This is a genomic window from Kribbella sp. VKM Ac-2571 (assembly GCF_004362255.1).
GTDB classification, from domain to species: Bacteria; Actinomycetota; Actinomycetes; order Propionibacteriales; family Kribbellaceae; genus Kribbella; species Kribbella pratensis.
On sequence record NZ_SNWS01000009.1, the window covers coordinates 68,088 to 80,237 of the forward strand.

Sequence of the window (12,150 nt, forward strand, 5' to 3'; positions counted from 1 at the left end):
GCCCGGCCGACGCCCATAGAGTCGAAAGACCTCACTGCCGGAGGACCGATCGGCCGGTGCGCGCCCCGTCCGAACGGGCGATGCTTGAAGGAGAGGAGCTCAGGAGGAGGCATGAGACACAAGCCTGTGGTCGTAGGCATCGACGGATCACCAGCCGCTGACATCGCCATCAAATGGGCGGCCGTGGAGGCGGCGTCGTTGCGCAGCAACCTCCGCATGCTGCACGCCGTCTCGGCGCATGAGTCGGCGTCCAGCGCCGGCGAAGTCGTGTATCGCGCGGTCCGGCTCGCCCGCGGGCTGGCCCCGGGCATCGAGATCGACACCCGCATCGACAAAGGCACGCCGTCAACGGTTCTCGTCAAGGCCTCCGGCGACGCGGAGGTCGTGGTGATCGGCAGCCGCGGGCTGGGCATGATGGCCGGCGCGCTCGTCGGTGCGACCGGCCTCGACCTCGCAGCGAACGCGCGGTGCCCGGTGGTCGTCGTACGTCCGGACCTCGCCGAACTCGACGGAGCCCGCGTCGTCATCGGGTACGACGGATCGCCTGCCGGCGACACGGCCCTCGACTACGGCATCGGCTACGCCCGCCGCCACAATCTCGCCGTACGCGTCGTCGCCGCCCAGCCCGCCGGGACCGAGCTCCACCGGATCACCGAAGACGAGCTCCGCGAGGCCGTCCAGAAACGCGACGGCCACGACGCCGAGCTCATCCAGATCACCGGCCACCCGGCCGAGCACATCCTGCATCTGTCATCGGACGCCGGCCTGATTGTCCTCGGCGCCCGCGGTCGCGGCGGCTTCGCCGGCATGCTCATCGGCTCCGTCAGCCAAACCGTCCTCCACCACGCCGACTGCCCCGTCGCAATCATCCCCGCCGCCGCCATCGGAGGCTGACATGACGACTCCCGCCACCCAGATACCTTCGGCAACCACCTGGCGCGCGATCCGGTGGGGCTTCGTCGCGCTCTTCGGCTCCGGCGCCGGAATCCATGCCGTGCTGGCCGTGACCACACCGCGCTCGTACGACGGATTCGCCGACGCCGCGTTCTTCAACTGGACCACCGACGCCTGGCAGAACATCTTCATGGCTCACCCCACCCTGTGGGCCTTGCTGCTCGCCGGGTCCGAACTCGCCATCGCCGTACTCCTGGTCAGGGCCCGCCGCCTCGGCTACCTCGCCGTGATCGTGTTCCATCTGGCGCTGATGCTGTTCGGCTGGGGCTTCTGGCTCTGGTGCGTCCCCGCCCTCGCCTTCGCCGTACCAGCGGCCTGGCACGCCTTCCAGGATCCGAGGAGCATCTGATGTCCAAGAACGTTCTGGTCACGTACGCCACCAAGATGGGAGCGACCGCAAGCATCGCGGGCGCCATCGGAGCCGAACTCCGCGCCGCCGGCCTCCAGGTCGACGTCCACGAGATCGAAGCAGTTCAGGCCGTCACGCCGTACGACGCCGTCGTCCTGGGCAGCGCGATCTACCAGGGACGTTGGCTGCCCGAGGCGGTCCGATTCCTCCGCCGGCACGAGCGCCAGCTCCGCACTCGCCAAGTCTGGCTCTTCCACTCCGGCCCGATCGGTGCCGCCCGTGACCAGGAGCAGCCCGTCCCACCCGACGTGAGCCGCCTGGCCCGCGCGTTCCAGGCACCACCGATCAAGACCTTCGCCGGCGACCTCCAGGCAGACGCCGTCCTGCACGACCACGACCTCGAGCGCCTCGTCGGCGACTCCCGAGACTGGCGCGACATCCGCACCTGGTCCCACCGAATAGCCGCCGCCCTGACGACGCCCGAACCCGCCACCTGAGCGCGCCGGCGTCGGCTCACGCCAGGGCGAGGAAGAGCTTCTCCATCTTCGCCACGTCGACGTCGCTGTTCTCGTCGGCGAGGCAGTGCTGCAGGCCCGTGCTGACGACCGCGTACCCAGCCCGCGAAAGGGCCTTGTTCACGGCGGCGAGCTGGGTCAGGACCTGCTCGCAGTCGGCGCCTTCCTCCATCATCCGGATCACGCTGCCGAGATGCCCGTGGGCGCGCTTCATCCGCGTGATGATCGGCTTGATCTCGTCCGGCTCGAACTCCATCGAATCTCCTCTGTCCACACCACGATGCACTGGATCAGTGTCGTCCCTACCGATTCTATATCCCCCTGGGGGGATGTGTTACCGTCGGAATCGGAACCCCCTCCGGGGATGTGTCCAGGAGCAGCTCCGGGCACCCCATCCGCAAGTGAGGACACGATGACCGACCACAGCGCGCTGCCTGCCGCACTGACGATCCGCACCGTCGAGACACCGTCGCTCGGTGACCGCAGCTACCTCGTCCACGACGGCGACGTCGCGTTCGTCATCGACCCGCAACGCGACATCGACCGGATCCTGGAGATCCTCAGGACCGACGCCGTACGCCTGACCCACGTCTTCGAGACCCACATCCACAACGACTACGTCACCGGTGGCTTCGCCCTCGCCCAGGCCACGGGCGCCGCGTACCTGGTCAACGCCGACGACCACGTCGCGTTCGACCGGACGCCCCTGCACGACGGCGACACCATCCAGATCGGCGACCGGATGCGGGTCCGCGCCATCCACACCCCCGGCCACACCTTCACCCACCTGTCCTACGCCCTGGCCGACAACGACCAGCCGATCGCCGTCTTCACCGGCGGCTCCCTGCTGTACGGCGCCACCGGACGCCCCGACCTTCTCGGCCCGGACCACACCGACGCCCTCGTACGGCACCAGCACCACTCGGCGCACAAACTCGCCCGGGCACTTCCGGACGAGACCGAGGTCTACCCCACCCACGGCTTCGGCTCGTTCTGCTCGGCAACCCAGTCCGAGACCGCCGCATCGACCATCGGGCAGGAGAAGCGCTCCAACCCCGTCCTGACCCAGGACGAAGAGGACTACGTCCGCGACCTGCTCGACGGCCTCGGGGCCTGGCCCGCCTACTACGCACACATGGCACCGGCCAACTCCGCCGGGCCCGAAGCTCCCGATCTCTCACTCCCCGAACTCGCTGACGCCGCTGAACTGCGCCGCCGCATCGAGGCCGGCGAGTGGGTCGTCGACCTGCGCACCCGCATCGCCTTCGCGGCCGGCCACGCACCCGGCACCCTCAACTTCGGCCTCGACGGCTCCTTCTCCACCTACCTCGCCTGGCTGATCACCTGGGACACCCCGGTGACACTGCTCGGCGAAACCGCCGCAGACGTCCAACAAGCGCAGCGCGAACTGGTCCGGATCGGCATCGACCGCCCCGCCGCGCATGCCACCGGCGGACCCGACCGATGGAGTGTCGAGACACCCGTCTCCTTCCCGACCGCCACCTTCGCCGACCTCGAGCTCGTCCGCCACCATCGCGACGTCGTCGTCCTCGACGTACGCCGTACCGAGGAACACCGCGCCGCCCGGATCGAGGGCTCGGTCAACATCCCCATCCACGAACTGCCGCGACGCATCGCCGACGTACCACCCGGAGAAGTGTGGATCCACTGTGCCGCCGGCTACCGGGCGTCGATCGCCGCCTCGTTCCTGCACGCCGCCGGCCGCACCCTCGTCGCCGTCGACGACCAGTTCGAGAACGCCGCGAAAGCCGGTCTGCACCTCGTCGGCCCGCAAGCCTGACAACCCAACCCAGCAAGGAGAAATCACCATGTGCCGGCCCGTCACCTGCAAGACCTGTTCCAAGACCACCTGGGCCGGGTGCGGCCAGCACGTCGCACAGGTCAAGGCGATGGTCCCAGCCGACCAGTGGTGCCCCGGCCATCCCAAGGCCGAGCGCCAAGGCGGCACCTGGCTCGACAAGCTGCTCGGCCGCTGACGAAGGTCCCGTTTGTTCAGGGACACAGGACCCTTCTACGGACGCGTGGGAGAGGCAGGCTGGTGGTAGCCGAATCACAGGAGGGTTCGAATGACCACGCAACCTGATGGCACCCCGATCCAGTACACGGCACGGGGCACCGTTCCGCGCGGCGACGCCGCCTACGCACTCCAACGGATCGAGCACATGCTCGAGAAGGTCTCCGGCCGGGTCCTGCACGTCCGCGTCACCCTCACGCACGAACCGAATCCGGCACTCGAGCACCCTGCCCGGGCCGAGGTATCCATCGACGTGAACGGCAAACCGATCCGCGCCCGGGTCGATGCCGGCGAACTCCGGGAGGCCGCCGACCTTGTCGTGGACCGGCTGCAGCGCCAACTCGTCCAGCTCCGCGCAAGAGCCCGCACACGGCACCGCTGGCTCGCCGTCGCCACCGAACACGAATGGCGACACGGCGGCGCACCTCAACCGGCGCAGGCAGTCTCCGGCGACCGACCGGTGATCCGGTGCAAGACCTTCGCACTCGAACCGATGACGCCCGACGAGGCGGCGTACGAGATGGACCTCCTCGACCACAACTTCTACCTCTACACCGGGACCGACGACGCGGAAGCACTGACCTACCGCACGAACGACGGCGGGTACGCCGTACTCGGCCCGGACGGAGTCCCGGTACTGACCCTGGCGGAAGCCGAACTGCGCCTCCGCAGCGGCCACGAGCCCTTCGTCTTCTACCGCGACCCGGACCGGCATCGTGGCCATGTCCTCTACGCCCGCCACGACGGTCGCCTCGGCCTCATCACCTCGACCCACCGCGATCCTCGGCAGCGGGTCTCGTCCTGACCCGCGTCGAAGCTCTCCTCCTCCTCGCCGCCTACGCACTCACCATGCCGCTGCTGCTCTCCACGTGACCCACGGTTGCGGGTGAGGTTCAGTGTGGCTGCTCGCGGCGGTCGAGCACCTCGAAGTGGGCTGATCGCTTGTCGAAGTCCGCGAGTACGGCCTGGGCGGCTGCCGGGACGTGGGCCGTCTCGTAGTCCTCGCCCATGAACGTCCGTACGGAGTCCAAGGACTCGAACCACATCAGGGTCATGAACTCGACGTCCTGCTCCCGCTCGCGGCGGACCAGATCGATCGAGAGGAAGCCGGGGATGTGCAGCGCTTCGATTCCCGGGATCACCTGTTCCCGGACGACGCGCTCGTACGCGGCGGCGTTCTCCGGCGTGGTCCACCCTCGCCACTGACGACAGATCATGGTCGGAGCATAGCCCGCACTCGGTCATCCACCGCTCTGTCCGAGGAGGTGGCAACTGGTTGCCGACGGCATTGGCCGCTACGTAGACGGTCGCAAGCTCGTTTGCGCCGAATGCCTGTGATGGGAGAGGCTTGGCGACGGTGCGCCGGGAAGTCTGGTCGGCAGTGCCCGCCCTCGGCCGAGGTGCGGGTCGATCGACGACCCCGGAGGCCGCACGATGCTGGAAGGACCGCACGCTCACGGTTACCCGACGTTCGGTGGTTCCGGCGTATGGTGCAGGTGTGCACGGAGAGCAGATGGCCGAGGCGTTTCCGGTGGTCAGCCTGGACACGGACGCGCGCGAGGCTGCCGAGCTGCTCGCCTCGCGGCGCTTGCCGGGGCTGATCGTGGTCGACGAGAAGGGCCGGCCGCATTCGGTGCTGCCTGCGTCGCAGGTGGTGCGCTTCCTGGTGCCGACGTACGTGCAGGACGATCCGTCCCTGGCCCGGGTGATGGACGAGTCGCTGGCCGACCAGGTAGCCGACAAGCTGGCAGGAGTGACCGTCCGCAAGCTGTTGCCGAGGGAGCCGGTCGAGCTGCCGGTGGTCAACCACGACGACACCGTCATCGAGGTGGCGGCCATCATGGCCCGGCTGCGGTGCCCGCTGGTCGCGGTCGTGAAGGACGGCGAGATCCTGGGCGCGATCACCGCGTCCCGACTGCTGGAGCTGGTCGTCGCGGCGCACTGACCGACCTACCGGCCGACCTACTGGCCGACGGACCGGTGATCACGTGACAATGATCGCCGTCGCGGTGTTCGTGGTCGCCTATGTGCTGATCGCGACGGAGTGGACGCACAAACTGCTCGCCGCACTCGGCGGTGCGGCCGTGCTGCTCGCTGTCGGGGTCACCGATTCCGAACACGCGTTCTACTCCCACGACACCGGCATCGACTGGGACGTCATCTTCCTGCTGCTCGGCATGATGATCATCGTCGGCATCCTGCGCCGTACCGGAGTCTTCGAGTACGTCGCCATCTGGGCCGCCAAGCGGGCCAAGGGATCGCCGCTGCGGGTGATGATCCTGCTCACGCTCATCACCGCCGTCGCCTCGGCCTTCCTCGACAACGTCACCACCGTGCTGCTGATCGCACCGGTCACGCTGCTGGTCTGCGACCGGCTCGGGATCAATCCCGTCCCGTTCCTGATCGCCGAGGTGATGGCCTCCAACATCGGCGGCGCCGCCACGCTGATCGGCGACCCGCCGAACATCATCATCGCCAGCCGCTCCGGCCTCACCTTCAACGACTTCCTGCTCCACATGACCCCGCTCGTCGTCCTCGAGCTGATCGTGTTCACCCTGGTCCTCCCCCGCCTGTTCAAGGGATCGTTCGACGTCGATCCCGACCGGGTCGAGAACGTCCTGCGGCTGAACGAGCGCGAGGCGATCCAGGACACCCGCCTGCTCATCAAATGCGGCTCGGTCCTCCTGCTCGTCTTCACCGGATTCATCGGCCACTCGCTCTTCCACGTCGACCCGTCCGTGGTAGCACTACTCGGCGCCGGCCTGCTCGTGCTGATCTCCGGCGTACCGACCAAGGACTACATGGCCAGCGTCGAGTGGCAGACGCTGCTGTTCTTCGCCGGCCTGTTCGTCATGGTCGGCGCCCTGGTCAAAACCGGCGTGATCGGCAGCCTCGCCGATCAGGTCGGTAAGGCGACCAACGGCAAGCCCCTGCTGGCGGTGATGCTGATCCTGTTCGTGTCGGCGGTCCTGTCCGGCATCGTCGACAACATCCCCTACGTCGCCACCATGAGCCCCGTGGTCCTCGAACTGACCAAGAACATGCACGACCCGACCCACGCCAACGCCCTGTGGTGGGCGCTCGCCGCGGGAGCCGACTTCGGCGGCAACGCCACCGCGGTCGGCGCCAGCGCCAACGTCGTCGCCATCGGCATCGCACTGCGCGCGGGCAACCCGATCACCTTCTGGGAATTCACCCGCAAAGGCGTCGTGATGACCGCGATCACCATCGCCGTCGCGGCGCCGTACCTGTGGCTGCGGTACTTCGTTCTGTCCTGACCGGCGGCGGCTCACCGAGCAACTCTCCGTGATCGTTGCGCACGGCAAGCGTCAAAGTAGGCCCTTGGATCGTTAAAGACCGCGATCGCTGTAACGCGACCGGGCTCTTGCTCGATGTCAGGAGTAAGCAGTCTGGTGTGCCGGGAAGTCTGGTCGGCGACGTCTGGACCCCACATCCCGCCTGGAGGCGCATCGCATGCCACAACCTGACGAGAGCCTCACCACCGCCGATCCGTCCGGGACCATCCCTTGGCCAGGACGACGACCCGACACGCTCGGAGACCGCCTCGGAGCGGGAACCGATGCAAGCCTCGTGCCGGTGCTGTCCGGCCCGGAGGCACTGATCGTCGCCGAACTGCTCGAACAGATCGCCGACGACCCGGCCAGCGACCTGAGCGCGATCGCACAACTACTCATCATGCGAATCCACGACCGGCTCGAGATCTTCGAAGACCCCGCCGGCGCCCCGAAGCCCCGGCAGCCGGGCAAACTCATCTCGCTGTTCCCAACACCTCCAGCTCCGCCCCAGCAAACCTGACCATCGGAGCTCAGTGGCCGGCGCCGGCGGCGTTGAGCGTTCGGTCACAGTTTTGTCACTGGCGTAACGTTGGGCGGCTTCAAACGATTCATTCAGTGAGTGCGGTCCCAGCGGGACCGCAGTTGGTTGTTCTGGTGTGCCGGGAAGTCTGGTCGGCAGCGCCCGACCCATGCCCTTTGTCACCAGGAGACCCCCATGACGAACTCCCTTCGCGCTGTTGCCTGTTCCGCGGTTCTCATGCTCGCGTTCACCGCTTGCTCCGGCGGGAAAGACAGTGGCTCTTCCACGCCCTCGAGCGCCCCTTCCTCGACGCCGGCACCTACCAGCACGGCACCGAGCAGCACAGCACCGAGCAGTACGCCGCCTGCCGTCACGCCGAGCGCCGTACCGTCGTCGAACCCGCCCGCCGCACCGGCACGCACGGCGGCTCAACTCACGAAGGCACTGCTCGCGCTGGCCGATCTGCCGCCGGGATTCTCGCTCGAGAAGGACGACGCGGGCGACGACTCCGACGTCAGCGTGTCGTCGAAAGACAGCCGCTGCGCCAAGTTGGTTGCCTTCACCAACGCGGACAACCCGCCCGGATCGAAGGCGTCCGCCGGTCAGTCGTACTCCGGTGGCGCGCAAGGCCCCTTCGTCGACGAGACCATCGACGCCATGGGATCGCCGGCGGCCGCCCGGGCACTCCAGAAGTCCTTCAAGCAGGCCGTCACCACGTGCCGCACCATGACCTTGAAGGTTCCGGGCGAAGGAAGCTCGCCGATCAGCGTCCGTGAGGTCTCCGCGCCGGCGGTCGGTACCGACCCGGTCGCCGTCCGCTTCACCGCGACCGGCGGCGCGCTGGAGGGGTTCGAGGTCACCATGGTCACCGTCGCCGTCAATGACGTCGTCGTGGCGGTCACGGTGATCAACGGGGTGCCCGAGGACATCGAGGGCGCCACGACGGCGGCGGTGGAGAAAGCACAGGCCACCCTCGGCGCCTCCCGCTCCGGCACCTGACAAACTGCCAGTCGGTCTCACAGCTTCTCGTCTGTAACGTTTCGGCCCAGCGAGCGGATAGTACGAGTGGGTCCGTCGCGCTCTCGCGGGACGGACCACGGTGTGCCGGGAAGCCTGGTCGGCGACATATTTCGTCGTCGACCGAAAGAGGCAAGACATGCCGGCAATTCCCTGCTGTGGGCTGACCGGACGGATTCGTCGTGTCGGCCGGTAGGCATCGTGGAGCAGACGGTCCTTGGCTCGAGCGCGTCATACTGTCGACCCCTGTCGGCGAATTGTCGACGCTCCGCCTGGTCCTGAGCCTGCTGTGGATCGCCGGAATGGCAGGCCTCTCGGCGTCCTTCGTGTACGACGACCTCGTACTCGACCACCGTGGTCAACTCGTGACCGCACTCGTGCTCCGCGCCAACTACGACCAGCGCGGACCCAGCTTCAATGCAGAACTTCAAGCGCCCTTCGCCGGTGTACGGGTTTTGGTCGAGGACATCCACCAACGCCCTGCGGCCGGGGATTTCATCGACCTCGAGGTCGACCCGCGCAAACCCACCCGGGTCCGCGATCCGCAGTCCTGGCGCTGGAACCCGGCTGACGTCGCCTTCATCGCGCTCTCACCCACCGGCGTCCTCGTCGCCTGGGCCCGGCTCAACCACCACCGGCGCCGAAAGCACCAGCGCCCCTAGGATGCGCAGCATGCCGAACCGCCGCGACTCCGATGTCGCCAAAGCTGAGCTCGATGAGCTGATGCGCCTGTTCTTCAGTGCGTTCACCAACACCGACGGGCCGCCCCGCACGCACCGGATCCACGAGGTGTTCATCCCGGAAGGGACGATCATCAGTCAGACCGGGGACAAGACAGTCGTCTACGATCTCGGCTCCTTCATCACGCCCCGGCAGCAGATACTCACCGATGGCACGCTGACCGAGTTCGCGGAGTGGGAGGTCGGTGAGCAGACCGAGGTTTACGGCTCGATCGCCCACCGCTTCAGCGAGTACCGCAAGTCGGGCGTCCAGAACGGGCGGCGGTTCGAGGGCGGCGGGCACAAGACCATCCAGTTCGTCCGCACCCCGGCCGGCTGGCGCATCAGCTCGATCGCCTGGGAAGACGACGACGCCACAAACTAGGCGTACGTCGCCCCCACCCGGAAGTAGCGGTGGGGGCGACGTCGCGGATCAGGTGAAGATGCTGACACCACCGGGTCCGACCAGGAGACCGAGCACGATCAGCGCGATACCCCAGATCATCTGGCCACGGAACAGCGACACGATCCCGGACACCACGAGGATCGCGGCGATGATCCACAGAACGAGTCCCATGGTCATTCCCCTTTCCACGGCCGGGCCTCGACCCGGCAGGTTGAATCCCCGAGTAGGCCTCCGGTGCCCGCGCCGTTCCCCGGCAAACCCGCCAACCCCCGGCCGTGACCTCCGGACGCCGATGGGTACCGGATCAGCACTGGAGGTGGGTCACATGTACGACGTGGTGATTCTGGTCGAGGAAGAACTGAGCGTAGCCGACGCGGAACAGATCGTGCAGCTGTACGCCGACGCTCCCGATCGAGTGCAGTTCCACGTGGTGATTCCGTGCGAGGACGCCAAAACCCAGGTGGAGGCGTCGCTGGCCGACCTTGCCGGATCGGATCTGTTCGGCATCACGACCCAGCGGTTCGCCGTCCGCGCCGACGACGAGGTCCGCGTAGCAGCCGAGGAAGCACAGCGTGCCGTCGATGCCCAGGCCACTGAGGCACTGAACCGCAGCGTCGGCCGCCTGCGTTCCTTCGACCGCGAGGCAGAGGGCCTGATCACCCGCAAGCACCCGATCGACGAGCTGGCCGACTACATCGGGCGGGTGAACGGCCAAGAGGTCGTCGTACTCACCCGGCCGCACGTGATCGCGGAGCTGCTTCACATCGACTGGTCAGCGCAGGCCCGCCGCCATCTCGGCGTACCCGTGCTCCACCTGCTGGAACAACATCGCGACAGCATCGCCGACCGCACAACGTAACCGAAGTAACCGAACGCTCTGCAACTTCTCGATAACCGGCCTCCAGGGCATTGTCTGGGAAATCGATTTCTGCGACACTCCCTCGCGTGAGCAGCGTTGTAGTACCCAAGCGTCAAGGGAGCATCGACATGCGTCAACGGAGACTCAGGATCGTCGCAGCAGCAGCCGTGGCCGCGTTGATCGCCCTCGCGGGCTGTAGCTCGAACTCCGGCACCTCAGGGGGCTCCGGGGGTAACGGAGGACCAGCCGAGATCACCTTCTGGCAGTCGCAGTTCGAGCCGTACCAGCAGAAGTGGTTCAAGACGTACGTCGACAAGTTCAACGCGTCGCAGACCGACGTGAAGGTCAAGTACCAGGTCGTCCCCGGTGACACGTGGCAGCAGAAGCTCAAGGCCGCACAGGCCGCCGGCACGCAACCGGATGTCGCGACGACGAACTACGGCGGCATCCCGGCCGGCGTCGCGAACGGCCAGTTCGCCGAGCTCGACAAGCTGCTGCCGGACAAGGCGTGGAGCGACATCAAGCCGAACGTCGCGGCGTTCGTCCAGGTCGGCGGCAAGCACTACGCGTACCCGATGCTTGTCGAGCCGTCGACCGTGCTCTACTACCGCACCGATCTCGTCAAGGCCGCCGGTCTCGACCCGAACGCGCCGCCCAAGACCTGGGACGAACTGCTCACGTGGGCGGAGAAGCTGACCAAGGGCAAGGTCAAGGGCATGAGCATCGCCTCCGTCGCGACCGACCTCGGCTGGTCGAGCTGGGGCCTGCAGTACAACGCGTGCGGCCACCTGCCGATCAACGACGACTGGTCCGCCGCCAACGCGAAGGACCCGTGCTACACGAAGCTGTTCGAGTTCTACCAGACCCTGTTCCAGAAGGGCTGGATTCCGCAGCAGCCGAAGGTCGGCTATCCCGACGCGACGCCGTACGGCCAGGGCCAGGTCGCGATGATGGCGAACGGCTCGTGGGCGGTCGGCCAGCTCAAGCAGACCTTCCCGGCGATGATCAAGAACACCGCGGTCGCTCCGTTCCCGTCCGTCGACGGCGATCCGAGCAAGCCGACGGCGACGCTCGGCGGCTGGACGCTCACGGTCGACGCCAAGTCCAAGCACAAGGAGGCCGCGGCGAAGTTCATCGACTACCTGCTCGCGGGCGACCCGGCGATCATGGCCGACTTCTTCCGGCAGAGCGGCTTCTCGAAGTACACCGTCCGTACGTCGGTCGACCAGGCGCTCGCCGGTGACCCGGCGGCCACGGCCGACCCGTTCATGAAGATCATCAGCGACAAGGTCGTCGCGACCGGCAAGGCCGAGCCGGCGTACCCGTTCGACATCTCGCTGGCCTTCGCGACCGCGATCGAGTCGGTCATGAAGGGCAAGTCCGACATCCCAACGGCGACGCAGAAGGCGAGCGACGCGATCGACCGCGTCATCAAGCAGCAGCGCCTCAAGGGCACGGCACCGAAGGGCTGACAGAGTAT

Annotated in this window: 17 protein-coding genes; 14 read left to right on the top strand and 3 right to left on the bottom strand. The window is 67.3% G+C overall.

Annotation, left to right across the window (positions count from 1 at the left end):
- Positions 1-111: 111 nt before the first annotated feature.
- The 3 genes from EV651_RS20675 to EV651_RS20685 are packed head-to-tail and all read left to right on the top strand — an operon-like array spanning position 112 to position 1,800.
- Entirely contained in the window at positions 112-894 is a 783-nt protein-coding gene (locus EV651_RS20675; RefSeq protein WP_133786851.1) for a universal stress protein, read from the top strand.
- 1 nt (position 895) lies between these two features.
- Complete coding sequence (locus tag EV651_RS20680) at positions 896-1,303, top strand: hypothetical protein (RefSeq protein WP_133786852.1); 408 nt, start codon at positions 896-898, stop codon at positions 1,301-1,303.
- The gene (locus tag EV651_RS20685) at positions 1,303-1,800 is read left to right on the top strand and encodes a flavodoxin domain-containing protein (protein ID WP_133786853.1); all 498 of its coding nucleotides are present in this window, start codon (positions 1,303-1,305) and stop codon (positions 1,798-1,800) included. The genes EV651_RS20680 and EV651_RS20685 overlap by 1 nt, the downstream gene beginning before the upstream one ends.
- 16 nt (positions 1,801-1,816) lie before the next feature.
- Here the strand turns inward: EV651_RS20685 and EV651_RS20690 are convergent, their stop codons facing one another.
- Positions 1,817-2,074 carry a metal-sensitive transcriptional regulator gene (locus EV651_RS20690; protein WP_133786854.1) on the bottom strand — a complete coding sequence of 86 codons (258 nt, stop codon included), beginning with the start codon at positions 2,072-2,074 and terminating at the stop codon, positions 1,817-1,819.
- A 156-nt stretch (positions 2,075-2,230) separates the two neighbouring features.
- Here EV651_RS20690 and EV651_RS20695 point away from each other — a divergent pair, with 156 nt between their 5' ends.
- The 3 genes from EV651_RS20695 (at position 2,231) to EV651_RS20700 (ending at position 4,658) form a co-directional block, all read left to right on the top strand.
- A complete protein-coding gene (locus EV651_RS20695; RefSeq protein ID WP_133786855.1) occupies positions 2,231-3,619 on the top strand; it encodes a rhodanese-like domain-containing protein in 1,389 nt (462 codons plus the stop codon).
- A 28-nt stretch (positions 3,620-3,647) separates the two neighbouring features.
- Positions 3,648-3,815: a hypothetical protein gene (locus EV651_RS41445; RefSeq protein WP_166658680.1), complete on the top strand. Its 168-nt coding sequence runs from the start codon at positions 3,648-3,650 to the stop codon at positions 3,813-3,815.
- 90 nt (positions 3,816-3,905) lie between these two features.
- On the top strand, positions 3,906-4,658 hold the full coding sequence (locus EV651_RS20700) for an HPF/RaiA family ribosome-associated protein (RefSeq protein ID WP_133786856.1): 753 nt from the start codon (positions 3,906-3,908) through the stop codon (positions 4,656-4,658).
- An 88-nt stretch (positions 4,659-4,746) separates the two neighbouring features.
- On the opposite strand, the gene EV651_RS20705 is transcribed toward EV651_RS20700, so the two are convergent.
- Positions 4,747-5,070, bottom strand: coding sequence for an antibiotic biosynthesis monooxygenase (locus EV651_RS20705; protein WP_133786857.1), 324 nt, complete (start codon positions 5,068-5,070; stop codon positions 4,747-4,749).
- 281 nt (positions 5,071-5,351) lie between these two features.
- On the opposite strand from EV651_RS20705, the gene EV651_RS20710 reads away from it, so the two are divergent.
- From EV651_RS20710 to EV651_RS20735, 6 genes are all read left to right on the top strand, one after another.
- A complete protein-coding gene (locus EV651_RS20710; protein WP_133786858.1) occupies positions 5,352-5,798 on the top strand; it encodes a CBS domain-containing protein in 447 nt (148 codons plus the stop codon).
- Between the two features lie 49 nt (positions 5,799-5,847).
- Positions 5,848-7,131, top strand: coding sequence for an SLC13 family permease (locus tag EV651_RS20715; RefSeq protein ID WP_133787094.1), 1,284 nt, complete (start codon positions 5,848-5,850; stop codon positions 7,129-7,131).
- A 196-nt stretch (positions 7,132-7,327) separates the two neighbouring features.
- Complete coding sequence (locus EV651_RS20720) at positions 7,328-7,669, top strand: hypothetical protein (RefSeq protein WP_133786859.1); 342 nt, start codon at positions 7,328-7,330, stop codon at positions 7,667-7,669.
- A gap of 195 nt (positions 7,670-7,864) precedes the next feature.
- Positions 7,865-8,668: a sensor domain-containing protein gene (locus EV651_RS20725; RefSeq protein ID WP_133786860.1), complete on the top strand. Its 804-nt coding sequence runs from the start codon at positions 7,865-7,867 to the stop codon at positions 8,666-8,668.
- A 275-nt stretch (positions 8,669-8,943) separates the two neighbouring features.
- Positions 8,944-9,348 (top strand): hypothetical protein, encoded by a 405-nt coding sequence (locus EV651_RS20730; protein ID WP_133786861.1) that lies wholly within the window; start codon positions 8,944-8,946, stop codon positions 9,346-9,348.
- Positions 9,349-9,358: 10 nt separating this feature from the next.
- Positions 9,359-9,790, top strand: coding sequence for a hypothetical protein (locus tag EV651_RS20735; protein ID WP_202870431.1), 432 nt, complete (start codon positions 9,359-9,361; stop codon positions 9,788-9,790).
- A gap of 48 nt (positions 9,791-9,838) precedes the next feature.
- On the opposite strand, the gene EV651_RS41450 is transcribed toward EV651_RS20735, so the two are convergent.
- Positions 9,839-9,982, bottom strand: coding sequence for a GPGG-motif small membrane protein (locus tag EV651_RS41450; protein WP_166658681.1), 144 nt, complete (start codon positions 9,980-9,982; stop codon positions 9,839-9,841).
- A gap of 154 nt (positions 9,983-10,136) precedes the next feature.
- Here EV651_RS41450 and EV651_RS20740 point away from each other — a divergent pair, with 154 nt between their 5' ends.
- Positions 10,137-10,670 (top strand): hypothetical protein, encoded by a 534-nt coding sequence (locus EV651_RS20740; protein WP_133786863.1) that lies wholly within the window; start codon positions 10,137-10,139, stop codon positions 10,668-10,670.
- Positions 10,671-10,798: 128 nt separating this feature from the next.
- The gene (locus tag EV651_RS20745; protein ID WP_133786864.1) at positions 10,799-12,142 is read left to right on the top strand and encodes an extracellular solute-binding protein; all 1,344 of its coding nucleotides are present in this window, start codon (positions 10,799-10,801) and stop codon (positions 12,140-12,142) included.
- The last annotated feature ends 8 nt before the right edge of the window (positions 12,143-12,150 follow it).